The organism is Amycolatopsis sp. NPDC043885 (genome assembly GCF_056435685.1).
In genome coordinates, this window is sequence record NZ_JBWKEA010000001.1 from 12,835 (window position 1) to 35,936 (window position 23,102).

At 68.7% G+C, this 23,102-nt stretch carries 25 protein-coding genes; 10 read left to right on the plus strand and 15 right to left on the minus strand.

Annotated features, from left to right (window positions below; translation table 11 throughout):
* Nucleotides 1-7: 7 nt before the first annotated feature.
* On the minus strand, nucleotides 8-829 hold the full coding sequence (locus AC069I_RS00065) for a Nif3-like dinuclear metal center hexameric protein (RefSeq protein WP_478228455.1): 822 nt from the start codon (nucleotides 827-829) through the stop codon (nucleotides 8-10).
* A gap of 31 nt (nucleotides 830-860) precedes the next feature.
* Here AC069I_RS00065 and AC069I_RS00070 point away from each other — a divergent pair, with 31 nt between their 5' ends.
* Entirely contained in the window at nucleotides 861-1,415 is a 555-nt protein-coding gene (locus AC069I_RS00070) for a chorismate mutase (protein ID WP_478264542.1), read from the plus strand.
* A 144-nt stretch (nucleotides 1,416-1,559) separates the two neighbouring features.
* On the opposite strand, the gene AC069I_RS00075 is transcribed toward AC069I_RS00070, so the two are convergent.
* The gene (locus tag AC069I_RS00075; RefSeq protein ID WP_478228453.1) at nucleotides 1,560-1,880 is read right to left on the minus strand and encodes a hypothetical protein; all 321 of its coding nucleotides are present in this window, start codon (nucleotides 1,878-1,880) and stop codon (nucleotides 1,560-1,562) included.
* Nucleotides 1,881-2,010: 130 nt separating this feature from the next.
* Between AC069I_RS00075 and AC069I_RS00080 the strand changes: the two genes are divergently transcribed.
* Genes AC069I_RS00080 through AC069I_RS00090 form a run of 3 tightly spaced genes read left to right on the plus strand, consistent with a single transcriptional unit; the run spans nucleotide 2,011 to nucleotide 3,992 of the window.
* Complete coding sequence (locus AC069I_RS00080; RefSeq protein ID WP_478228452.1) at nucleotides 2,011-2,472, plus strand: low molecular weight protein-tyrosine-phosphatase; 462 nt, start codon at nucleotides 2,011-2,013, stop codon at nucleotides 2,470-2,472.
* Nucleotides 2,473-2,495: 23 nt separating this feature from the next.
* Nucleotides 2,496-3,317, plus strand: coding sequence for an SURF1 family cytochrome oxidase biogenesis protein (locus AC069I_RS00085; protein ID WP_478228451.1), 822 nt, complete (start codon nucleotides 2,496-2,498; stop codon nucleotides 3,315-3,317).
* A 54-nt stretch (nucleotides 3,318-3,371) separates the two neighbouring features.
* Entirely contained in the window at nucleotides 3,372-3,992 is a 621-nt protein-coding gene (locus tag AC069I_RS00090) for an FMN-binding negative transcriptional regulator (RefSeq protein WP_478228450.1), read from the plus strand.
* Nucleotides 3,993-4,379: 387 nt separating this feature from the next.
* On the opposite strand, the gene AC069I_RS00095 is transcribed toward AC069I_RS00090, so the two are convergent.
* Complete coding sequence (locus AC069I_RS00095) at nucleotides 4,380-5,336, minus strand: cobalamin biosynthesis protein CobD/CbiB (protein ID WP_478264543.1); 957 nt, start codon at nucleotides 5,334-5,336, stop codon at nucleotides 4,380-4,382.
* 38 nt (nucleotides 5,337-5,374) lie between these two features.
* The gene (locus AC069I_RS00100; RefSeq protein WP_478228448.1) at nucleotides 5,375-6,070 is read right to left on the minus strand and encodes a FadR/GntR family transcriptional regulator; all 696 of its coding nucleotides are present in this window, start codon (nucleotides 6,068-6,070) and stop codon (nucleotides 5,375-5,377) included.
* Between the two features lie 103 nt (nucleotides 6,071-6,173).
* Here AC069I_RS00100 and AC069I_RS00105 point away from each other — a divergent pair, with 103 nt between their 5' ends.
* The 4 genes from AC069I_RS00105 to AC069I_RS00120 all read left to right on the plus strand — a co-directional run bounded on the left by AC069I_RS00105 (nucleotide 6,174) and on the right by AC069I_RS00120 (nucleotide 9,007).
* The gene (locus tag AC069I_RS00105) at nucleotides 6,174-6,668 is read left to right on the plus strand and encodes a gluconokinase (RefSeq protein WP_478234543.1); all 495 of its coding nucleotides are present in this window, start codon (nucleotides 6,174-6,176) and stop codon (nucleotides 6,666-6,668) included.
* Nucleotides 6,665-8,032, plus strand: a complete 1,368-nt coding sequence (locus tag AC069I_RS00110) for a GntT/GntP/DsdX family permease (RefSeq protein WP_478228446.1) — start codon at nucleotides 6,665-6,667, stop codon at nucleotides 8,030-8,032. Before AC069I_RS00105 ends, AC069I_RS00110 begins: the two co-directional genes overlap by 4 nt.
* A gap of 112 nt (nucleotides 8,033-8,144) precedes the next feature.
* Nucleotides 8,145-8,486 carry an ArsR/SmtB family transcription factor gene (locus tag AC069I_RS00115; protein ID WP_478264544.1) on the plus strand — a complete coding sequence of 114 codons (342 nt, stop codon included), beginning with the start codon at nucleotides 8,145-8,147 and terminating at the stop codon, nucleotides 8,484-8,486.
* A complete protein-coding gene (locus AC069I_RS00120; RefSeq protein ID WP_478228444.1) occupies nucleotides 8,483-9,007 on the plus strand; it encodes an SRPBCC family protein in 525 nt (174 codons plus the stop codon). The genes AC069I_RS00115 and AC069I_RS00120 overlap by 4 nt, the downstream gene beginning before the upstream one ends.
* 86 nt (nucleotides 9,008-9,093) lie before the next feature.
* Here AC069I_RS00120 and AC069I_RS00125 read toward each other — a convergent pair whose 3' ends face one another.
* The 7 genes from AC069I_RS00125 to AC069I_RS00155 form a co-directional block, all read right to left on the minus strand.
* Nucleotides 9,094-10,098: an N-acetylglucosamine kinase gene (locus tag AC069I_RS00125; RefSeq protein WP_478228443.1), complete on the minus strand. Its 1,005-nt coding sequence runs from the start codon at nucleotides 10,096-10,098 to the stop codon at nucleotides 9,094-9,096.
* Nucleotides 10,083-11,348: a 6-phospho-beta-glucosidase gene (locus AC069I_RS00130; protein ID WP_340684376.1), complete on the minus strand. Its 1,266-nt coding sequence runs from the start codon at nucleotides 11,346-11,348 to the stop codon at nucleotides 10,083-10,085. The genes AC069I_RS00125 and AC069I_RS00130 overlap by 16 nt, the downstream gene beginning before the upstream one ends.
* Nucleotides 11,345-12,238: a carbohydrate ABC transporter permease gene (locus tag AC069I_RS00135; protein ID WP_478264545.1), complete on the minus strand. Its 894-nt coding sequence runs from the start codon at nucleotides 12,236-12,238 to the stop codon at nucleotides 11,345-11,347. The genes AC069I_RS00130 and AC069I_RS00135 overlap by 4 nt, the downstream gene beginning before the upstream one ends.
* Entirely contained in the window at nucleotides 12,235-13,224 is a 990-nt protein-coding gene (locus AC069I_RS00140) for a carbohydrate ABC transporter permease (protein WP_478228441.1), read from the minus strand. Before AC069I_RS00140 ends, AC069I_RS00135 begins: the two co-directional genes overlap by 4 nt.
* Nucleotides 13,225-13,228: 4 nt before the next feature.
* A complete protein-coding gene (locus AC069I_RS00145) occupies nucleotides 13,229-14,611 on the minus strand; it encodes an extracellular solute-binding protein (RefSeq protein WP_478228440.1) in 1,383 nt (460 codons plus the stop codon).
* A 10-nt stretch (nucleotides 14,612-14,621) separates the two neighbouring features.
* Nucleotides 14,622-15,872 (minus strand): ROK family transcriptional regulator, encoded by a 1,251-nt coding sequence (locus AC069I_RS00150; RefSeq protein ID WP_478228470.1) that lies wholly within the window; start codon nucleotides 15,870-15,872, stop codon nucleotides 14,622-14,624.
* 264 nt (nucleotides 15,873-16,136) lie between these two features.
* Complete coding sequence (locus AC069I_RS00155) at nucleotides 16,137-16,379, minus strand: hypothetical protein (RefSeq protein WP_478228439.1); 243 nt, start codon at nucleotides 16,377-16,379, stop codon at nucleotides 16,137-16,139.
* Between the two features lie 334 nt (nucleotides 16,380-16,713).
* Here AC069I_RS00155 and AC069I_RS00160 point away from each other — a divergent pair, with 334 nt between their 5' ends.
* Both AC069I_RS00160 and AC069I_RS00165 read left to right on the plus strand, forming a co-directional pair.
* The gene (locus AC069I_RS00160; RefSeq protein ID WP_478228438.1) at nucleotides 16,714-17,091 is read left to right on the plus strand and encodes a TetR/AcrR family transcriptional regulator; all 378 of its coding nucleotides are present in this window, start codon (nucleotides 16,714-16,716) and stop codon (nucleotides 17,089-17,091) included.
* Nucleotides 17,088-17,450, plus strand: coding sequence for a hypothetical protein (locus tag AC069I_RS00165; protein WP_395882795.1), 363 nt, complete (start codon nucleotides 17,088-17,090; stop codon nucleotides 17,448-17,450). Before AC069I_RS00160 ends, AC069I_RS00165 begins: the two co-directional genes overlap by 4 nt.
* Before the next feature lie 323 nt (nucleotides 17,451-17,773).
* On the opposite strand, the gene nudC is transcribed toward AC069I_RS00165, so the two are convergent.
* From nudC to AC069I_RS00185, 4 genes are read right to left on the minus strand one after another with little or no spacing between them, the layout of a single operon-like run.
* Complete coding sequence (gene nudC, locus AC069I_RS00170; RefSeq protein WP_478264546.1) at nucleotides 17,774-18,787, minus strand: NAD(+) diphosphatase; 1,014 nt, start codon at nucleotides 18,785-18,787, stop codon at nucleotides 17,774-17,776.
* On the minus strand, nucleotides 18,787-20,163 hold the full coding sequence (locus AC069I_RS00175) for a M16 family metallopeptidase (RefSeq protein ID WP_478264547.1): 1,377 nt from the start codon (nucleotides 20,161-20,163) through the stop codon (nucleotides 18,787-18,789). Before AC069I_RS00175 ends, nudC begins: the two co-directional genes overlap by 1 nt.
* Nucleotides 20,160-21,464: a M16 family metallopeptidase gene (locus AC069I_RS00180; protein ID WP_478228435.1), complete on the minus strand. Its 1,305-nt coding sequence runs from the start codon at nucleotides 21,462-21,464 to the stop codon at nucleotides 20,160-20,162. The genes AC069I_RS00175 and AC069I_RS00180 overlap by 4 nt, the downstream gene beginning before the upstream one ends.
* Before the next feature lie 21 nt (nucleotides 21,465-21,485).
* A complete protein-coding gene (locus tag AC069I_RS00185; protein ID WP_478264548.1) occupies nucleotides 21,486-23,084 on the minus strand; it encodes a DUF2207 family protein in 1,599 nt (532 codons plus the stop codon).
* Nucleotides 23,085-23,102: the final 18 nt, after the last annotated feature.

The following is a 23,102-nucleotide window of genomic DNA, read 5'->3' on the forward strand; positions in this document are numbered from 1 at the left end:
TGGATTGTCAGTGCTCGGTTCGGGTGGCCCGTAGCGTCCACGGGTCGGTGCACCTCGTGGAGACGTGAAGGTCGACGTTACCCGCAAACGCGGTGCGGACGACGGCCGAGGCTTGCTCGCACCACGGCCATTCGCTCGCCCAGTGCGTGACGCCGACCAGGGCGGGGACTTCGGTGATCTCGGCGAGATGCTCGCCGGCGGGATGATGCCGGAGATCGGCGGTGACGTACGCGTCGACACCGGCGGCGGTGGCCCGCTTGAGATAGCTGTCGCCGGAACCGCCCGAGACGGCGACCCGGCGGATCGGGCGGTCGGGATCGCCCGCGCCGTAGACGCCGGGCTCCGTGCGCGGCAAGGCGTTCGCGACGCGTTCGACGAAGACGGAGAACGGTTCGGGCTCGGGCAGCTCGCCGATGCGGCCGATCCCGGTGACGCCGTCCTCGCGCGGATCGAGCGGGCCGAGGACGGTCAGGCCGATGGCGCCGGCGAGCGCGTCGGAGACGCCGGGCGACGCGGAATCGGCGTTGGTGTGCGCGCAGTAGAGGGCGACACCGGCACGGATGAGGCGATGCACGAGGCGGCCCTTGGTGCTGTCGGCCGGGACGCCGTGGACGCCGCGCAACAGCAGTGGGTGGTGGGCGACGATCAGCTGCGCGCCGCCGTCGATCGCCTCGTCGACGGTCTCGTCGACCGGGTCGACACAGAACAGGACCTTGTCCACGGACTCGGCCGGGTCACCGCAGACGAGTCCGACGGCGTCCCACGATTCGGCGAGTTCGGGCGGGTACGCCTGCTCCAAGGCGGCGATGACTTCGGCTAACGCGGGCACCCGGGGATTTTCGCATGTAGCGTTTCCGGGCATGCGACTTCGGGTGCTCTGTGCCGCTTCGCTGCTTCTCGTGGTGCTACCCGCGCCGGCATCGGCGTCTCCGGGACTCTGGCAACTGACCGACCTGGCCGCGCGGCGCGTGCAGATCGCCGACAAGGTCGCGGCCGCGAAGTTCGGCACGCCGTCACCGATCGACGATCCGGTGCGCGAACAGCAGATCCTCGACTCGGTGGCCGCGAAGGCGCCCGGCCTCGGTCTCGACGCGGCCGGTGTGGTGCGGTTCTTCCGCGACCAGATCGAGGCGAACAAGCTCGTGCAGCGCGGCCTGTACGCACGGTGGACCGAGCAGCCCGGCACGCGGCCGCCCGGACGGCCCGATCTGGCGACCGAAGTGCGGCCGGTGATCGACCGGCTGAACACAGGCCTGCTCTCCGAACTCGCGGAGACGCGGGACGCACGGGCGCGGCGGTCGTGCGACGCGCGGCTCGTGGTCGCGGTGCGGCTGACCGACACGCGGCGCGGGCTGGACCGGCTGCACTCGGTCGCGCTCGGGGAGTCCGTGCGGTCTGCCTGCTCGCGGCGCTGACCTGCGAAAAGGGAGCAAGGGACCTTTGCTACCGCCTGCCCGCGCCGCGTGTCGCGAAAGCCACTTTCGCAACCTCCCGGCATGCCTCACCCGGGCCGCTGACCTGCGGAAAGAGAGCAAGGGACCTTTGCTACCGCCCCCACCTCAGTCCAGCGCCTTCGCGTCCTTGCTGATCGCCCAGCGGCCGGCCGCGCGCACCACGCGGCCCGTCCACAGCATCGCCCGGTAGGCCTTCGTCGCCTGATCGGGCACGTCGGGCCGGACGACCTCGTACGGCGCGACGGAAGCGCTCGACCGGAGGTGCAACGGCATCCTGGTCATCGCCTCTTTCGGCGATCTCGCCTGGACGAAGTGGTGCTCCGACAGGACCCGCCCGACCTCGTAGGGGTGCGGAAGCTTGACGGTGATGCGATACCAGCGGAGCCCGGTTGCCGGGGACTCGACGCTGGGTGTTGGTGCGCTCATACGCGACCTTCCTGCGTGTTTCTCTCCAGGAGGTCTACTCCCGCTTCGTCCCGGCTTTCCACCTTCGCGCGCCCGGTAGCCGTTCGGAGCCGGTGAGCGGTCGATCTCCGGCGGCCATCACACTGATCAGGTGCTGCACATCGTCTTCGTCTGCTCCGGCAACATCTGCCGCTCCCCGATGGCCGAACTCGTCTTCCGCGCGAAGGCCGAGGAAGCGGGTCTCGATCACCTCGTCCAGGTCTCCAGCGCCGGAACCGGCGGCTGGCACGTGGGCGAGGCCGCCGACAAGCGGGCCCGCGCGAAGCTGGCCGAACACGGTTACCCGACCGGCCACGTCGCGGCCGAGGTCGACCGCGGACACCTGGCCGCCGACCTGCTGCTCGCGGCGGACGAGGGTCACCTGTCGTTCCTCCGGCGCAAGGTGTCGGCCCCGGCGAAGGTCCGTCTGCTGCGCGAGTTCGACCCGTCCGCGCCCGAGGGCGCCGAGGTCCCGGACCCGTACTACGGCGAGGAAGACGGTTTCGAGGACGTCCTCGGCATGATCGAGCGGGCCGTTCCCGGCCTGCTCGACTGGGTGCGCGCACACGCCTGAGGCCGACCGCTTACCGTGGTGGGGTGCGGTTGAAGTTCCTGCTGAAGCCCGGGTGGCTGGCGTTGACGTTGGTGGTGTTCACCTTCGCCATCACTTGCTTCACCTTGCTGGCGCCATGGCAGTTCTCCCGCGACACCGAGCGCGAGCACCAGAACGCGGCGCTGCGGGAGTCGTTCTCCGGGCAGCCGCGGTCGCTGGAGCAGCTGCTTCCCCACGGCGCCGCCCCTGATCAGCGCACCGAATGGCACCTGGTCGCGATGAAGGGAACGTACCTGCCCGAGGGCGAGGTCGTGGCCCGTCTGCGCTCCGTACAGGGCGAAGCGGCCTTCGAGGTCCTGACGCCGTTCCGGACCGTCGAGGGCACGGTCGTGCTGGTGGACCGCGGATACGTCCGGCTCGACGACAAGTCGCGCGCACTCCCCTTCGCCCCGCCTCCCACGGGAACGGTCGACATCGTCACGCGGGCCCGTCACGACGAGAAGGACGGGAAGAACCGCGACGCCTTCGCCGACGAGTCGACCGGCGGGAAACTGCAGAGCTACGTCGTCGATTCCCAGGTCGTCGCGCGGGCCGCGAAGCTGGACATCCGTCCGGGCTACTTCCAGCTCGACGTGAACCAGCCCGGCGTCCTGGGCGCGCTGCCGCTGCCGCAGACCGACGCCGGCCCCTTCTTCTCCTACGCGCTCCAGTGGATCGCGTTCGGAGCGATGGCGTTGATGGGCTGGCTGTACTTCACCGTCCGCGAGCTGAAGCCGGGCGGCGCGCTGGCCACGGACCGGCCGCAGCGGCGCAAGAGTGTCGCGGAGATGCTGGCCGAGGACGAACGCTCCGAAGTGGCCACCTGATCTGATGCGAAAATGGCCCTTTTATAGGTCCATTATGCGTGATCCCCTTCGATCATGCTGATTCACCCGTGGGACGCCGCCCACGACGACGCCGAATGGCAGGCCTGGCTCTCCGCGCACGACTTCGGCCAGCTGATCGCCGGGGGCGCGGGCCGTGACCTGCCGATCGTCAACCCGGTGCACTTCGTCTACGACGGCGACCGAACGGTCCTGCTGCACCTCGCGCGCCCCAACCCGGTCTGGCCGTTGCTGGAGGAACACCCGCGCGCACTGCTGTCGGTGATCGACGATCACACCTACATCCGCTCCGAATGGAACACCCCGGCCGACCCGCCGCACGGGGTTCCGACGTCGTACTACGCGTCCGTCCAGCTCGAATGCGACGTCCGGCTGATCGACGACGCCGCGGAGAAGGCCGCGCTTCTGGACCGGCAGCTCGCGCACTTCGAGCCCGGTTCGGACCGGTTGGGGGTGAGCGCCACCGAGGCGCCGGACAAGCGGGTTCTTCCCGGCATCCGGGGCGTCGAACTGACTGTCACCGGGGTGCGGGCGAAGTTCAAGTTCGGCGGGAACAAGCAGCCCGCCGACCGGGCACGGATCGACGCGGAACTCGCGCGACGTGACGGTCCGATGGACGCACGGGCGCGGGCGCAGCTGGCGCGGCGGGAGCGGTAGCAAAGGTCCCTTGCTCTCCTCGGGCGATCACTGTGGGATTTCTGGTCACCCAACGCACCAAAATCTCTACGGTCACTACGCGGAGTAAGGGGTGTGTGGGAATAGGGACACTCAACGTCTCTATTTCCACACACCTCCACGCGGCAGCAAAGGTCCCCTGCTCTCTTTTCGCAGGTCAGAGCGCCAGGCGGTAGCAAAGGTCCCTTGCTCCCCCGCGGCGCGACGAAGCCAGACCGGATCACGGTGACTGTGTGGATTTTGGGACGTCAGATGTCCCAAAATCCACACAGTCACCCGCGGCAGCAAAGGTCCCCTGCTCTCTTTTCGCAGGTCAGAGCGGCAAGCGGTAGCAAAGGTCCCTTGCTCCCCGGGCGCCGAAACCGCGGGTCAGCGCCGTCGTCGCCGAAGCCCGACGAGACCCGCCAGCACCACCGAACTGATCGCGCCCAGCCAGCCGACCACCCGCGAGAGTTCCACGGCGCGCGTCACGTGCCCGGCGTCCGGGTTCCGGCCGATGCCGAGCACCGGCAGTTCCTCGACCCCGTGCGGATACACCGTCCGCCCGCCGACCCGGATCTCCAGCGCCCCGGCGAACGCGGCCTCGACGCGGCCGGCGTGCGGGCTCGGGTGCGCGGTGGTGTCCCGCCGCCACGCCCGCCACGCGCCGCCCGCCGAGCCGCCGACGACCGGGGCCGCGAGGACGGTCAGCCCGGCGGCGACCCGGGTGGGCACGAGATGGACGACCTCGTCCAGCCGGGCGACGAGCCACCGGTACCGCTCGGGACGCCCGCGCCCGATGCCGCGTAGCAGGCTGATCACGCGCGAGCCGAGCAGGCCGGGGACACCGGCCAGCGCTCCCCACACCAGCGGCGCGATGACGACGTCGGCGGTGTTCTCGGCGAGCGTCTCCACCGATGCGCGCGAGAGGCCGATGACACCGAGGTCGTCGGTGACCCGGGGGTCCAGTGTGGACAGTGTGCCGCGCGCGGTTTCGAGTTCGCCTTCTTCGAGGTCCCGGGCCAGCGACGTGCCGTGCGCGGCCAGGCCGGCGGCGCCGAGAACGCCCCAGGTGGTCACCGCGGTCGTGGTCGCCTGCAGGACGGGACTGCGCCGTCCGGCGCGTTCGGCGAGCACGCCCGCCAGCACGGCGGAGCCCGCCAGGCCGCCGGTCCACAGGATTCCGGCCACCGGATGCTTCGACCGCACCTTCGTGTCCACCGCCGAAGCCGCCCTGGCGAACGCCGTCACCGGACGCCGTGACCGAGGGTCCCCGATCACCCCGTCCGCGGCCACCCCCAACACCAAGCCGATCGCGCGCGCCGCGCTCACCATCGCCCCCTGCATGCAGTATCCCTCGAAGACCTGCAGAGATTACTCGAAGATCATCCACCCAGAAGGACGGCCATCTCGTCACGCGCCTGGATGACGATGTCCCGCATCGCGCGTTCGGCCCGGTCGGCGTCACCGGCGTCGACCGCCGCCGCGACCTCGACATGCAGGGCGACGGCCTCGGGTTGCGGCTCCTCCGGCATCAGGCCGTGCCCGGTGCGCCCGGCGAGCACCGCGGCGACGACGGCCGAAAGCTGCGCGAACATCGGATTCCGCGACGCGGACAGCAGCAGATCATGGAAGGCGACGTCGTGGCCCAGGAAGGTTTCGAGGTCCCGCTGGTGCGCCGTCTCCTCGAGCCTCTTCGCCAAGGCCCTGAGGCGGCCGCCTTCTTCCGGTGTCGCCCGCAGCGCGGCGTACCGGGCGGCGCACGGTTCGACGCCGGAGCGCAGTTCGGTGAGGGTCCTCAGCGCGGTCTTCCGCTCGGATCCGTCGAGTTGCCAGCGAAGCAGTCTCGGGTCGTAATGGTTCCAGTCACGAGGCTCGCGCACGATCGCCCCGACCCGGCGCTTGCTGCTGGTCAGGCACATCGTTTCGAGCACACGCACCACCTCGCGCGCCACCGTGCGGGACGCGCCGAACCGCTCCTGGAGCTCCTCCGAGCGCAGGACGGAGCCCGGCGGAAGCTCCCCGTTGGCGATCGCGGAGCCGAGCGCGTCGAGCACTTCGGCATGCCTGTCGTTGCCCACCAGGCGACTGTAACGTTCTGACTCGATTAAGTAGTACTTGATGTTGATTAAGTAGTACTTTTGAGCTGTACTCGTCCCGGCTACAACGACGTGGGAGGTACGGATGACCGTCATCGTGGTGATGGGCGTTTCCGGCTCGGGCAAGACGACCGTGGGCACGGCACTCGCCGAACGCCTCGGCGTCGACTACGCCGAAGCGGACACGTTCCATCCGAAGGCGAACATCGACAAGATGAGCTCCGGCCACCCGCTGAACGACGAAGACCGGCGACCCTGGCTCGAAGCCATCGCCGCCTGGATCCGGGACCACCAGTCCTCCGGCGGCGTCGTGACATCCTCCGCGCTCAAATACCGCTACCGCGACATCCTGCGCGGCGGCGGCGACGTCTGGTTCCTGCACCTGCACGGCGACCGCGACCTGCTCGCCGACCGGATGAAGACCCGCTCCGGTCATTTCATGCCGGTGTCCCTTCTGGACTCCCAGCTCGCCGACCTCGAACCACTGCAGCCGGACGAATTCGGCCTCGTCGCCGACATCGCGAAGAAGCCGGAAGAGATCGTCGACACCGCCCTTTCCGCTTTCAAGGACCGCCGATGACCACCACTCTCGCCGCCGCCTGGACCGGACACGACACCCGTCTCATCGGCGCGACGGTGCTCGCCATCGCCGTGATCGTCGTCCTGATCACCAAGGCGAAGCAGCATCCGTTCCTGGCCCTGATCCTCGGCTCCGGCGTGCTCGGGCTCGTCGGGGGCATGCCGGTGGACAAGCTGATCAAGAGCTTCAGTTCCGGCGTCGGTTCCACCGTCGCCTCGGTCGGCGTGCTGATCGCGCTCGGCGCGATGCTCGGCAAGCTGCTCGCCGACTCCGGCGGCGCGGATCAGATCGTCGACACCATCCTGCGCCGCTCGGGCGACCGCGCGCTGCCGTGGGCGATGGCACTGGTCGCCGCGCTGATCGGGCTGCCGATGTTCTTCGAGATCGGCCTGGTCATGCTGATCCCGGTGATCCTGCTGGTCGCCAAGCGCACCGGGAAACCGCTGCTGATGCTGGGAATCCCCGCGCTCGCCGGGCTTTCGGTGCTGCACGGTCTCGTCCCGCCGCACCCCGGACCGCTCGCCGCCGCGGGCGCGCTGAACGCCAACGTCGGCCTCACCCTGGCCTTCGGCCTGCTCGTCGCGATCCCGACGGTGATCATCGCCGGGCCGCTGTTCGGCAAGCTGGCCGCGAAGATGGTCCCGGACGCGGTCGCGCCGGAACGCCTCATCCCGGAATCGTCCTCTTCGGACGGCCGGCGGCCCGGCTTCCTCGCGACGCTGTCCACCGTGCTGCTGCCCGTCGTGCTGATGATGGGCAAGGCGCTCGCGGACATCCTGCTGGAGAAGGAGAACCACGTCCGCCGCGTGCTCGACTTCATCGGCGACCCGCTCGTGGCGCTGCTCGCCGCGGTCCTGCTCGGCATGCTCACCCTGGGCAAGTCCGCGGGTTTCACGCGGGACAAGCTGTCGTCCACGGTGGCGGATTCGCTGCCGCCCATCGCCGGCATCCTGCTCATCGTCGGGGCGGGCGGCGGGTTCAAGCAGACCCTCGTCGACGCCGGTGTCGGCAACGTCATCACCAGCCTCGCCACCGGCGCGAACCTGTCGCCGCTGCTGCTCGGCTGGCTGGTCGCGGTCGCGATCCGGCTCGCCACCGGCTCCGCGACGGTCGCGACCGTGTCCGCCGCCGGCATCGTCGCCCCGCTCGCCGCGACCATGGACCCGTCGCACAGCGCGCTGCTGGTGCTCGCGATCGGCGCCGGTTCACTGTTCTTCTCCCACGTGAACGACGCCGGGTTCTGGCTGGTTAAGGAGTACTTCGGGCTTTCGGTCGGGCAGACGCTGAAGAGCTGGTCGATCATGGAGACGGTCATCTCGGTGGTCGCGATCGCGCTGATCCTGCCGCTGGGCGCCCTCCTATAGCCGAAGTACATGAAGGCCCCCGTCCTTGCGCTAGACGCAAGGACGGGGGCCTTCATGTACTTCCGGGATGTTCCGGTTGACACGTGACCTTTTGGTCACCTATCCTTTCGATGTGCCCGACGACGACCTGGTTTTCAAGGCCCTGGCGGATCCGACCCGCCGGTTCCTGCTCGACCAGTTGTTCACGCGTGACGGCCGCACGCTGACCGATCTCGAGTCCGAAGTGGACATGAGCCGGTTCGGCGTGATGAAGCATTTGAAACTGCTGGAAGAAGCCGGACTTGTCGTCACGCGCAAGGAGGGCCGGGAGAAGAAGCACTTCCTCAACCCGGTACCGATCCGACAGATCCACGACCGGTGGATCGACAAGTTCACCGAGCGCAACGTGACCGTGTTGCTCGACCTCAAAGCCGAACTCGAAGCCCCCGATCTCGAAAACGAGGAACCGTCATGACCGAAACCACCATCGCCGCCACCCAGGTCTACCGGGTCTACATCAAGGCCACCCCGGAGAAGATCTGGGACGCGATCACGAAGCCCGAATGGTCGCGGAAGTACGGCTACACCGGCCTCGTCGACTTCGACCTGCGGCCGGGCGGCAAGCACGTCACCCACCCCACGCCGGAATACGTCGAGGCGGGGTTCACGAACAACCTGGTCGACGGCGAGGTCCTCGAGGTCGATCCACCTCGCAAACTGGTCATCACCTGGAAGCTGCTGATGGACCCGTCCTTCGACAAGGAGCCGTACACCAAGCTCACCTACGAGATCGAAGAGACGAAGACCGCGGGCACCCGGCTGACCGTCACCCACGACGTCACCGGCGCGCCCACGACGGCCGCGCTGATCAACGGCTCCCAGGAGGACATCAACGCCGGACCGGGGGAGAACGCCGGTGGCGGCTGGCCGTGGATCCTGTCGGACCTCAAGACGCTGCTGGAGACGGACGAGCCGCTCGTCCCCACCGCTTCCTGACCCACGCACCGACACGAAAGGTCCTGCGTTCTCGTGAGTGGTAAGGACGGTTAGAACCGTCCTTACCACTCACGAGCTTTGACCCGTCAGACCCGCTTCGTGGCGGCCTTCAGCGCGGCTTTGGCGGTATCGGACGCACCGATGGTGTCCAGCGCGAACAACGCCGCGCCGACCACCGGGGCCACGTCGACCACCTGGATCGAGGCCTGCGGCGCCACCTTCAGGCACCGCCGCTCGATCTCCGCGATCACCTGCGCGCCGACCCCGGTCAGCACTCCCCCGCCGAGGATGACTTCAGGTGCTTGCTCGGTGAGCTCCAGCCGCCGCAGGATGACCGAGACCAGCAGGGCGACCTCTTCGACGAACCGGTCGACCACGTCCTGCGCCACCTCGTCGCCGCCCGCCGCGACGGCGAACAGCAGCGGGCAGAGGGTGTGGATCGAATCGGAGTGCAGCTCCCCGAAGTGCAGGCGCTCCACCACTTCCAGCACCGAAGACGTCTTGAAGTGCGCGGTGACCGCGGCTTTCAAAGCCGTGCCGGGGCCCCTGCCGTCCTCGGCGCGGACGGCCCACCACAGCACCTCCTCGCCGAGCCGGTAGCCGCCGCCCCAGTCGCCGGAGATCTTGCCCAGCGCGGGAAACCGGTGCTCACGTCCGTCGGCGCTGACGCCGGCGCCGTTGATCCCGGCGCCGCACACCACCGCCACCCCTGTCCCGTCGGAACTCCCCGCGCGCAGCAGCGCGAGCGTGTCGTTGCCGACGATCAGCGTGTCGCTCCAGCCGCGCGCCGCCAGCGCGGCGTGCAGGATCGCTTCCTCCTGCGGGAAATCCAGCCCCGCGAGATAGGCGGACGTATGTGTCGCGAAAGGACGTTCGCCGGGAAGCCCTGCCCCGCGAAGGGCTTCCAGGACCAGCTTCTCCAGCGCCTGGACGCTGCCGTCGACCCCGATGTTCTGCGGGGACGCGCCAGGCCCTCGCGACTGTCCGAGCACCCGTCCGTCCCGGGAGACGATCAGGACGTCGGTCTTGCTGTTGCCGCCGTCGATCGCGACGACGACGTCCTGTGAGCCGGCCGTCATGCCCCCGCCCACGGCAGGAACTCACGGTTGGTCCGCACCAGCGTGTCGGCGAGCTGATCCGCCTTGGTGTACTGGCCGACCAGCGGATGCGCGAGCAGCGCGTCGGCCACCCGATCGCGGCCGCCCTTGATCGCCGCCTCCAGCGCGAGGTGCTCGTACGCGGTCACCCCGGCGATGAGCCCGGCGAACCGCTGCTCGACCGGCGGCTGCGGGATCGGACGTGGCCCATTACCGTCCACAAGGGACGGTACCTCGATGACAGCGTCGTCCGGCAGGAAGTCGAAAGTGCCTTCGTTGCGGACGTTGACGACGTGCTCCTCCGCCGGGCCACCGGAGGTGAGCGCGTGCACGAGCTGCACCGCGGCCTCGGAATAGTAGGCACCGCCCCGCTTTTCCAGCTGCTCCGGTTTGGTCACCACCTCCGGGTCGAGGTAGACCTTCAGCAGTTCCTCCTCGACATCGCTGACGACGTCCGCGCGCGGCCGCTCGGTGCGCTGCTTCGTGACCTGCTCGTCGTGCCCGTAGTAGTACTTCAGGTAGTACGACGGCACGACGTTCATCCGCCGCATCCACTCGACCGGCGCGGTCACGTGCTCGCCGAGGAATTCCGCGTGTTCCGCGAGCAATTCGGGCAGCCGGTCCTCGCCGTTGACGAGCACCTTCCTTTCCCAGCTCAGGTGGTTCAGTCCGGTGTGGACGAGTTTGACGTCGTCGACGCCGGCACCGAGCAGATGCGCGAACGTGCGCTGGAGGTGGATCGCGACGTTGCACAGCCCGACGGCACGGTGGCCCTCGTTCAGCAGCGCCCGGGTGACGATGCCGACCGGGTTGGTGAAGTTGACGATCCAGGTGTCGTCCCCGGCGATCTTCCTTACCCTGTCGGCGATGTCGAGCACCACCGGAACGGTGCGCAGCGCCTTCGCGAGGCCGCCCGCGCCCGTGGTCTCCTGTCCGACACAGCCACAGGCGTGCGGGAACGTCTCGTCCCCGCGCCGCGCGCGCTGCCCACCGACCCGCAGCTGGATCAGCACCGCCGACGCCCCGTCGACGCCCTCTTCGAGACTCGACGTGGTGCGCACCCGCGCCGGATGCCCGGCGTGGCTCAGCAAGCGGTTGCTGAAGTCCCCGACCGCCTCCACCCGGTACGCGTCCGGATCGATCAGCACGATCTCGTCGACGTCCAAAGTGGACCGCCGTCCGGCGATCCCGTCGATCAGCTCGGGCGTGTACGTGGACCCACCACCGACGACTGCCAGTTTCATCCCTTGACCCCTGTGAATGTGATGCCCTTGACGAAGGACTTCTGCGCGAACACGAACAACACGATCACCGGCAGCATGATCAGCGCGGTGGCCGCCATGGTGAGGTTCCATTCCACGTGGTGCATGCCGCGGAACGACGCGATCGCCAGCGAAAGCGGCCAGCTGTCCCGGGTCTCACCCGTGTAGAGCAGCGGACCGAAATAGTCGTTCCAGGTGAACAGGAAGCAGAACATCGCGGTGGCCGCGATCCCCGGCTTCGCCATCGGGATCAGCACCTTGACCATCGCCTTGAATTCGTTGCAGCCGTCGATCTTCGCCGCTTCGAGGTAGTCCTTCGGAATGGTGAGGAAGAACTGCCTCAGCAGGAAGATCGAGAACGCGTCGAAGAAGAAGTACGGCGCGATCAACGGGATCAGTGTCCCGGTGAACCCGAGCCGCACCCACAGGTCGTACAACGGCACGACGGTGACCTGCGGGGGCAGCATCATCGCGGCGACGGTCAGCATGAAGAACAGGTTCTGCCCGCGGAACTTCAGCTTCGAAAGCGCGTACGCGGCCGGGATCGCCGAGACGAGCGCACCGACGGTGGCCAGCGTCGAATACAGCATGCTGTTGCCGAAGTACCGCAGCAGCGGCGCCTTTTCGAAGACCTCGATGAAGTTCTCGAAATGCCATTCCGTCGGCCAGAAGTTCGATGAAAGCGCCTGGTCGCTGGACATCACCGCGGTGAGGAACACGAACAGGATGGGCAGCATGAAGATCACGCCCATCGCGATGCCCACGCTGTGCGTCGCGATCCAGTAGAGCTTCTTGTCCCATTGGCGCCGCATCCGCACCTTCGGCGGTTCGGTAGCCGGGGCGGTGGGCCGCCGTTCGGCGAGTGTCGTCATGCCCCCTCCTCCTGATGCTGGGACTTACGAAGCTGCCGCACGAGAATCCAGGTGAACCCGGCCGAGACGATGAACAGCAGGACCGCCATCGCCGCCGCGTAACCCATGTTGAAGTACCGGAAACCCTGGACGTACAGCCAAACCGGATAGGTCAGCGTCGAGTTCTGTGGTGCGCCGATGAACTTCGTGTTGCCCGCGACGTCGGCCGCGCCCGCCGCGGCCGATCCCGCGACGATCGCCTGCGTGAAGAACTGCAACGCGAAGATGATCGAGTTGACGATGCCGAACAGCAGCACCGGCGAGATCGACGGCAGCGTGACATGCCAGAACCGGCGGATCGGCCCGGCGCCGTCGAGTTCGGCGGCCTCGTACTGCTCCTGCGGCACATCGAGCAACGCCGCCAGGATGATGATCATCAGCTCGCCCGAACCCCACATCACCAGCAGGGTCAGCGCCGGCTTCGACATCGCCGGGTCGTTGAACCACAGCCCGCCGTCGATGCCGACGAAGTCCAGGAACGCGTTGACCGGGCCGTATTCCGGGTTGAACAGGAACACGAAGGCCAAGGTCGCCGCGGCGGGCGGGGCCAGCGAAGGCAGGTAGCACAGCGTCCGGACCAGTCCGACGCCCGATTTCAGCCGGGAGATGACCGAGGCCACGCCGAGCGCGAACACCACCCGGCAGACGGTCAGGACGATCACCAGCCACAACGTGTTGTACGCGGCGGTGCCGACCAGCGGCTCGCTGGTGAACATCCGGACGTAGTTGTCGAAGCCGATGAACTCCGGCGCGTTGATCAGGTCGTACCGGGTGAACGAGTAGTACACCGTGGCGATCAGCGGGTAGCCGAAGAAGATCAGGAAACCGAGCATCGCCGGGGCGATGAAGTAGAAGACGGTGCGACGGCGGCGCGCCGTGTTCCCCTTCCGCGTCCGGGTGGACGCGGAAGGGGAGGCGACCGCCCTGGAATCCAGGGTCGAAGTCATGCGATCAGCCGCCGGCGCGCTTCTGGGCCAGCTCGTCGTTGATCTGAGCGTCGACCTGCTTCAGACCCGCGACCATGTCCGGGACGTTGCCCGCCTGCCACTTCTCGGCGAAGTCGTTGACCGCCTTGAGGTGCGCGTCGCCGATCGGGGTCGACGGGTTCGGCGTCAGCTTGCCGCCGTTGTACAGGTCGAGGAACGTCTTGAACTCCGGCGTGACCTCGAGCTTCGGGTCGGTCAGCGCGGCCTTGGTGCTCGGGACGTTCTTCAGGCCGTTCGACAGCTCGACCAGCGTCGACGTGTCGAGGGTGACCTGCTTGATCAGTTCCCAGGCCGCACCGGGGTTCTTGGCGCCCTTGGGGATCGCGATGATCGTGCCCGTGGTGAACGCGCCGCCGTAGCGGTCGGGCTTGCTGTCGAGCACCGGCGGGGCCGCCGTGCCGAACTTGAGCTGCGGCGCCTGGTCCTTGATGAACGCGGTGCGGTACTCGCCGTCGATCATCATCGCGAGCTTGCCGCGCTGGAAACCGTGGTCCGCCGAGTACTCCTCACCGAGACCGGCCTTGAACTGCTCGACCTTGGCGTGGCCGCCGTAGAAGTCCACCAGTTGCTTCTGGAAGTCGAACATCGCCTTCCACTCGGGGCTGTCGGCGAGGTGCGACTGGCCGTCGGGGCCGAGGTAGGTGGCGCCGAAGTTCGGGGCCCAGTACTGCGCCATGTTGGCGTAGAACGGCATCGACGGCAGGAAGCCGGCGACCTTGATGGAGCCGTCCGCGTTGAACTCGGTCAGCTTCTTGGTGGCCTCGAACAGTTCCGAGGTCGTCTTCGGCGGCGACGTGACGCCCTTCGCCGCGAACATGTCCTTGTTGTAGTAGAAGCCGTAGACGTCGGCGAGCAACGGCATGGCGCAGCGCTTGCCCTGGTATTCGGTGTAGCTGCGGACCGCGTCCGGGATCTGGGTCAGGTCGATCTTGTCGCGGTCGATGTAGGGCTTGAGATCCTGGAAGCTGCCCGTCGAGCACCACGCGCCGAGATTGTCGGTGAAGAACGAGATCGCCACGTCCGGCGGGTTGCCACCGCGGATGGACTGGGTGATCTTGTCGTCGTCCTGCTGGCCCTCGTGCTTGATCTCGATGTTCGGGAACTTCGCCTTGAGCTTGTTGAGCCCGGCGGTGACCACGTTGTATTCGCGGTCGGTGAACTTGCTGTAGACGGTCAGCGTGAGCTTCGCGTCCGCGGCGGGGGCGGCCGCCGCGTCGCCCGCCCCACCGCTCGGGCCGCTTGCGGCGCCCGAACAAGCGGACACCAGTGCGGCGACGGTGACCGCGCCGAGCACTATCGAGCCGCGCCGACGGCGGCCGCTTCTCCGAACCTGGGTCGTGGAACTCATGACCCTCCTCCTAGTTGGTTGGGGCGGGAGACGGTGGTTCTGTTCGTGAATCCGGGATCGCCACGATCGGATTTGGCTCTCCCGCCCCGGACCGCCCGGGCCCGAGGAGCGAAGGGGTGTTGACGCCGAAGACGTCCCGTCGGACGGTGGCGAGCGCCGATTGGAGCGCGCCCGCGCGGACCGCGTTGCCCTGCACCGAAGCGACCCCGACGGGGGTGCGGGGCAGGACCAGTTCGTGCAGCCTTCGCGCGACCAGTGCGGCGAATTCGTCGCCACCGGCCCGGCTGGTGTCGCCGGAAAGCAGCACGAGTTCGGGGTCGACGACCGCGATCAGGCCTGCCGCTCCGCCCGCGACACGGCGGGCGAGGTCGTCGAGGAAGGCTTCGTTGTGGCTTTCCCGAGCCTTGGCGACGGCGTCCGCGCCGGTTTCGGCCACGATGCCGTGCGCGGTGGCCAGCTCGACGACGGCCGGAGAGGCGACGAGATCACCGAAACGATCTCCCGCACGAGGCTTCTCCCTCGGCGTGGCAACGGAAACCGGATCGGGAACGCGCATCCAGTCGATCTCGCCGCCACCGCCGGTCGCGCCGCGCAACAGTCTGCGGCCGACCACCACCGCGCCGCCGACGCCGTCGCTGAGCCAGATCATCACGAAGTCGTCGAGCCCGACGGCCTGGCCGACGGTCATCTCGACGATCGCGACGAGGTTGACGTCGTTCTCGATGGTGACCTCGACGCCGAGCTCGCGGCTGAGCCTGCGCGGCACGTCGAAACCGAGCCAGCCGGGGATGTGGGGCGCCGAGGAGAGCAAGCCGGTGCGGGGATCGAAGGCACCTTGGGCGCCGATGACGACGTGGCGGAGATCGGTGGCGGCGAGACCGGCGCTGTTCGCGACGTGGGTGAGCGCCGCGCCGAACGTGCCGACGACGTCCGCGCCCTCGTGGACCGGCAGCGGGACCTGATACTCGGCGAGCACCGCGCCCGAGACGTCGGCGACCACGAAGTCGGCCTGCCGCGGAGTCAGGTCCACGGCCGCGACGTAGGCGACACCACCGTTGACCTGCCAAAGCTGCGCCCTCGGGCCCCGGCCCCCGCCGCGGACGCCCGCCTTGGTGACGACGTCGTCCTGTTCGAGCCGAGTGAGCAGCTGCGCCGTCGCGGGCTTCGACAGGCCGATGGCGACCTCGAGCTCGGAGCGCGTCAGAGGACCGTCCCTGAGGAGGACCTCGATGGCCGCGCGATCGTTGATCTCGCGCAGCATTCGCGGACTGCCGGCTCGCACTTGGCTCGCTCCCGACTTCGTTAGGAAACTTTACAGACGGTTTCCGGGGACTGTAGTGAGCCGAGCCACAGCCGTCAACGGCGCGGGGAAACGGGGAGGTAACGCTTGGCGTGTTCCGCACAGTGGGTACGCGTACCGGCGCGGAGGGTGTTCGCGCGGCGGACTTGCCTGGTAAGTAACGACAAAGGGCCGCTCAGGAGGTTCAAAGCCTCCCGAGCGGCCCTTCGGCGACGCGGTGGTGGATCAGAAGTTGGGCTGCACGTACAGATCCCACTCCCAGGGAAGCGAGGTGGGGTAGCACATCCACCCGTCCCAGTCCCCGGCGATCTGGCCATGGTGGCCGGTGATCCCGCAGTCCTCTTTGCTGTACGTACCGAAATACTCGTAGTCCGAGGCCTGCGCCGCTCCCGCGGTCACGGCGCTGATCGAGGCGAAGGCCGCGACAGCGGCTCCGGCGACGGCAAGCCGCCGCAAGGTGTTCTTCATGTTTTCCCCAGTGTCCTAACTCGATGGTCCTGAAACGGACAGCAAGAGAATAGCGGACACGTCACCGCCTTGAGGGCGAATCACCAACCTTCGCCGGGGCTCGACGTCTGCCCCTGCGGCCTGCGAACCGGCGGCGGTCGCCTTGCGGCCTCATGAGGTGTTGCGAAAGCGGCTTTCGCAACACCGCGCCCACGGCGAAGGTGACTTCGGTCCTCCCGAAATCGTCAGGAGGTAACGCTTGCCGTGTTTCGCACAGTGAGTGTACGCACCGGCACGGAGGGTGGCCGATACGAAGTTCTTGACCAGTCATTCTTGAATGACTATTCTCAAACCCATGGCCCGACCACGCCAGTTCGATGAGACGACAGCGATCGAAGCCGCGGCGGCGGTCTTCCGGCAGCGGGGATACAACGCGACTTCGGTCGATCACCTCGTCGAGGCGACGGGTGTCCACCGGGGAAGCCTCTACGGCGCGTTCGGCAGCAAGCACGGCTTGTTCGCCCGTGTGCTGGAACACGTCGCCGCGGACCGCGACGAGCAGCTCGACATCCTGCTGGTCGCGCTGCTCGAACTGGCACCCACCGACCAGCGGCTGCGCGTCCGGGCGCGGGCCGTCATCCAGAACCTCGGGGCGACCCCCGACCAGCTGGGACGACGGCTGCTGGCCCGCGCCCGCGTCCAGGACTTCGACGACGAAGGAAAAAAGGCATGAGCAACAACCGTGTCACCATCAGCGGAGACCGGCTCGTGGTCGAACCCGTGGGGATCGACAAGGTCTGGTCATTCACCCGGCGGCTCGAATTCCCGCTCGCCCACGTACGCGGCGCGACACACGACCCAGGGATGCGCGACGAGCCGAAGGGCTGGCGCGGACCGGGTCTCCGGATCCCCGGCAAGCTCGCCGGCACCTTTCACGCCGACGGCGACCGGCAGTTCTGGAACGTCTCCGGGTTCGACCGCACGGTCGTCATCACCCTCGACGAGGCCGAGGACTTCAACCGCCTCGTGCTCACGGTCGACGATCCCGCCGAGACCGTCACCGCGGTCAACAACGCGATCGCGGTCGCCTGACCGACCTGCCTGAGTACAGCAAGGTGTGAAGGTCGAGTTTCCTCGGCTGAGCCGAGGGAAGGGGGCCTTCACGCGCAGCCGTTGTGACTGCTGGTGCGAGTGGGGCGAACGCGGCGACCCACCGCGCGACCAGATCTGCGGTTCATACCTACATAGGCAGTTCCGCATGGAGGCAGGAGCGATAGGGCTCAGTGTCCCCAATGTGACATTGGGGACAGTCCGTGGGATCAACCGCAACCGGATTCCAAGGAGCTACCTACACACGCTGGCTCACCGCGGCCCGGCACCCAGCGGTAGCAAGGTCCCTTGCTACCCGCCAGACGTCAGACCCCGGCCCAGGCCGCCAGCATCACGCGCGCGATCGACGAGTTCCCCGGCAGCACCAGCTGCCGCGTACCGCCGGCGATCGGCGTCGGCACGGCGCCCGCGTTCCGCAGCTGACTGTTCGCGAAAGCGGCCCGCACCTCCTCGCGCGAAACCCAGAACGCCTCTTCGATCTCGCCCTCCGCGGGCACGATCGTCGAAGAGATGTCGGCCCTGGCGGTGAAACCGAGCATGATCGACCGCGGGAACGGCCACGGCTGGCTGCCGAGATAGCGCACATCGCGCACCTCGACGCCGACCTCTTCGCGGATCTCCCGCTCGACACACCCTTCGAGCGACTCCCCCGCCTCGACGAAACCGGCGAGGATCGAGTACCGGTCCGGCGGCCAGATCGGCTGCCGCGCCAGCAGGACGTGCTCGCCGTTGACGCCGGCGTCGTCGTGCACGAGGCAGATCACCGCCGGGTCGGTGCGCGGGTACTCCTCACTGCCGCAGCCGGTGCACTTGCTCGCCCAGCCCAGCTGGATCAGCTCGGTCGGGCTGCCGCAGCGCGTGCAGAACTTCGCCTGCCGCCGCCACGCCTGCAGCGCCTGCGCGGTGGTGAACAGCCCGGCCGACGTGTCGTCGAGCAGGTCACCGTAGCCGCGCAGGTCGACCCAGATCTCGCCGTCGCGGCGCTGGACCTGTTCGATGACGCTCCAGCTGCCCGCCATTTCGACGGTCTCGGTCTCCCCGGCGGGGCGGCCGGGCATCGACCAGTAGTCGGTGCGCTGCCACTCCCCCAGGAAGACCGCGTCCGCGGGCGGCTCGGTGCCGAAGTCCTGCGACTTGCGGGTCGCGAGCACGCCGGAACCCTCCACCACCGGGGTGCGCGCGTGCTCGTCGAGCAACACGATCCTGGCGTTCGGCCAGCGCTCGGCGAGCCTGTCCGGGTTGGTGCGCAAGGATTCCTGACGGTCCGCCGTGGAGCGCGAAAGCGTCGGGAGCGCCCCCAACCCGAACGGTGTCTCCATCAGGCGGGCTCCCCGATGGCCACGTCGCCCAGCGCCGTCAGCTTCGGCGCGAGGACATCGGCGTCGCCGACGACGACACCGGTGAACCGCTTGGGCGCGAAGAACTCCAGCGCCGCGTTCGCCACTTCTTCGGCGGTGACCGCGGCGAGGCGCTCCGGATGCCCGGCGAGCCATTCGACGCCCAGCCCCGTCGCGGCGAGCGCGGACAGCTGCGCGGCCAGGCCTCCTTGCGACGACGCCGCCGTGACCAGCGAGCCGATCGCGTACTGCCGCACCGACTCGACCTCGTCGGCGGTCGGCGGCACGAGACCGAGCCTGGCCAGCTCGTACCGCGTCTCCATGAGCGCGGCCGCGGTCGCGTCGGTCGCGGTGTCCGCGTCGACGTTCACCACGGCGGTCTGGTCGGTGAACTCGAATCCGGAGTGCGCGCTGTAGGTGTAACCCTTGTCCTCACGGATGTTCTCGACCAGCCGCGACGAGAAGTACCCGCCGTACACGAGGTTCGCCAGCTGCAGCGCCGGGTACCGCGGGTCCGTGCGCGACACGCTCTGCGCGGACAGCCGGATCTGCGACTGCACGGCACCGGCGCGCGGCACCAGCAGGACGTTGCCGCCGGCGAGTTCGGGCAGCGCGGGCAGGCGGACGGCGGAGCGGTCCGAAGCCCAGCCGCCGAACGCCTTCTCCAGGTCGCCGATGACGGTCTCCGGGTCGATGTCACCGACGATCACCAGCACGGATCCCCGCGGCAGCACCGAAGCCCGGTGCAGCGCGCGAACCTGTTCCGGCGTCACGACGGCCACGTCTTCGGCCTGCGGGACCTCGCGCACCGCGGGGTGGTCACCGTAACGGTGCTTCTGCAGCGCCTCGCGGGCGATCGTCCTCGGCTGGGTGCGGGAGACGGCGATCCGCTCGATGAGCCGCTCGCGTTCCCGCTCGACCTCGGCGTCCGCGTACGAGGCGCCGGTGAGCGCGTCGGCGAGGACGTCGAGCATCGTCGGCAGGCCGTCGGCCAGCGAGGTACCGGTGATGACCAGGCGCTCCGGGTCGACGCCGGACGCGAGGTCACCGCCGATCAGCGCCAGATCCGCGTCGATCTCGATGCGGTCGCGGCGGGCGGTGCCGGTCAGCAGGGTTTCGGCCAGCACCTCGGCGGTGGCCGGGTGCAACTTGTCGTCACCGGCGAACGGGATCCAGACGCGCAGCTCGACCAGCGGCACGGTGGGCTTGCGGACGGCGAGCACCCGCAACCCGTTGCTCAGCGTGGCGTCCACATGGGACAGATCGGCGACGGCGCGCTGTGTCCCCAGCGGCGGGACCGGACGAGGCCCGGTGGCCGTGCGGCCGATCTCCTCGGCGGTGCGGTGCGGTGCGCTCACTGCTCGGTACCTTCCTGGTCTGAAGATCCACTGCCGGGACGGATGACGAGGACGGCGCGCGAGTCCGGCCGCAGTGCCTTCGCCGCCGCCGAAACGGCTTCCGCGGTGACCGCCGACATCTTCTCGGCGAGCCGGTACACCAGCGACGCGTCGCCGTACAGGAGCTCGAACGAGCCGAGGGCCAGCGTGCGGGACACCAGCTTGTCGTGCTCGGAGTGCAGGCTCGCGGCCCAGCGCGCGGTGACCTTCTTCAGTTCGTGGTCCTCCGGCGGCGTGGCCGCCAGCTTCTCCAGCTCCTCGTCCAGCGCGGCGAGGACCTGATCGGTGTTCACCTCGTGCGGGTGGATCGCGGTGATGGTGAACGTGTCCGGGTCGCGGGCCTCGAACGGCCCGAACAGCCCGGCACCCGCGCCGATGTCGACGACCAGCGGCTCGCGGTGCACCAGGCGCTGCTGCAGGCGGGAGCCGTCGCCGTCGGTCAGCACGCCGGCGAGCACGAGGTTCGCCAGGTAGCCGTCGAGGTCGTTGATCGGATCCGGCATGCGGTAGCCGACGCCGACCGCGGGCAGCGGGGCGTGCGGGTCCACGTGCTCGCCGCGCAGCTCGCCCTCGGGGGCGGGCTCGGCGAACGACGGACGCTCCGGCGCGGGCCGGTGCGGCACGTCGCCGAAGTGCTTCTCGATCAGCTCGCGGGCCTCCTCGACGGCGAAGTCACCGGCGACGGTCAGCACCGCGTTGGCGGGCGAGTAGTAGGTGTCGAAGAAGGCCGCGCAGTCGTCGAGGGTGGCCTGTTCGAGATCCTCGAAACCGCCGTAACCGTTGTGCGCGTTGGGGAACGTGGAGTACAGCACCGGCGGGAGCAGGATCCACGGGAACCCGCCGTACGGCCGGTTCAGCACGTTGAGGCGGATCTCCTCCTTGACCACGTCGATCTGGTTGGCCAGGTTCTCCCGCGTCAGCTTCGGCGCCCGCATCCTGTCCGCTTCGAGGAACAGGGCGCGCTCGAGAGCCGCGGCGGGGAGGACCTCGAAGTAGTCCGTGTAGTCCGGATGGGTGGAGCCGTTGAAGCTGCCACCACTCGACTGGACGTACCGGAAGTGCGCGAGCTTCTCCAGGCTCTCGCTCCCCTGGAACATCAAATGCTCGAAGAGGTGCGCGAAACCGGTGCGCCCTTCGGGCTCGGAACGGAAGCCCACGTCGTAGTGGACGCTGACACCCACCACCGGAGCGGTCGCGTCGGGCGCGAGCACCACGCGCAGACCGTTGTCGAGGGTGAATCGGACAAGCTCGGGATCGGCCATGCGCACCACCCTACGGGCTACTCAGGCCTCCAGGCGACGACCCTGGCGGGTCGCGGCGAAGGTTCCCACTAGCGCGGCCGTGAAGTCGCTCACCCGCTCGATCGGGACTTCATCGCCGTCTTCCTTGCCGTACCAGTAGATCTTGGGCGGCCCCTTGAGCGCGGCGAATCCGGAGACCCACTGTGCTTGTTCGCCGAGAGCGAGCGCGTACGGCAGCGCCCGGGAAAGCAGCACCTCGCGTTCGAGCTTCGGAACGGCCGTCGCCTCGGTCGCCAGCAGCGCGTCACGGACGCCGAGCAGCCGCCGGTGCAGCGCGACACCGGCGCCGGTGCGCACCGGCAGCCACCGGGCGGCGACGGCGAGTACCGCGCCCGCGGCGATGACGATCACCCCGAGCTGGGCGTAGCCGACGGTCAAGGCCAGCAGGACGGTGAGGAACAGACCGTAGAAGCAGATCCGCAGGCCGGCGCGGGTCAGCCTGCCGGGCAGCCGCGTGTACCAGCGGCGTTCGACGACGCTGTCGTCCAGCGCGTCCCGCACCGTTTCGATCCCGATCCGCGCCGACTGGATCTCCGACAACAGCACGGACTCGCGTTCGCCGGGCAGCAGCGCGTCGAAGACGGCGCGTTCGTAGGCGGTCAGCTGGTCGTCCGGCGGGTTGCGGCGGACGAGCCGCCAGCCGGTCAGTTCACCGGGCTCCTCGCTCACCCAGAGGTAGTTCCGGACGGCGAGGTCGACGACCGTCGCGGCCAGGTCGACGGCGTCCGCGCGACCCGTGAACACGGTCCCGACCTGTCCGGGCAGCACGCCGTCGGGTGAGGCGAACGCGGCCTGGTCGTCCTTCCCGGTGAGCAGCCGGACCGGGAGCGCGTCGCCAGGGTGCTCGTCCCGCCTCCTCAGCAGGGTCAACGCCACCGCGGCCGCGATCAGCGCGAGCACGAAGCCGAACCAAGCCCAGCCGACCGGAGCGGTGAGCACGAACGCGCCAGCGAAGGTCTTCGACGGCTCCAGGCGCGCGTTCGCCGGGACGGTCCCGCCGGGCAGTTCGACCGAGATCTCCATCCGCTGCCCGGCCGCGAGGTTCTGCTGGCTGAACCTGGTCAGCCCGGAATGCGCGATCTGGGCGGTGCCGCAGCGCGCGCGAGACCCCTCGGGCCCGGCGTGACAGGTGACCGCGTTCGGGACGGACGGCGCGGCGAAGCTCGCTCGCACGAGTTCGAGCCGGGAGTCCCAGCCGCCCGCGAGCTGCCAGCTCACCCGGGTCAGGCCGTCGGCTTCGGAGACCGCACCGTCCACTGTGTACCGGACGACCGAGGTTCCGCCCTTGAGCTTGACGGTGAACTCGTCGTCGGTCAGCTCGGCGTTGCCCGCGCCCTCGATGACGACGTCACGGATGCCGATGATCCGGTCACGGTCGTGCGGTGCCGCCGTGCGGAGCGGGATCCGGCGGGTCATCGTCGCCTCGCTCGGCACGGACACCGCCTCGACGACCGAGAGAGCGCCGTCGCGTTCCACCTTGAGCGAGATCTCCGCGCTGTTCGGCAGCGAGGGCAGCTGCGGTTCGCCTTGTGCTCCCGCCGGTGCCGCGCCCAGCACGACCAGAAGCACCGCCAACCCCACGCATTTCGTCCTCTGAAT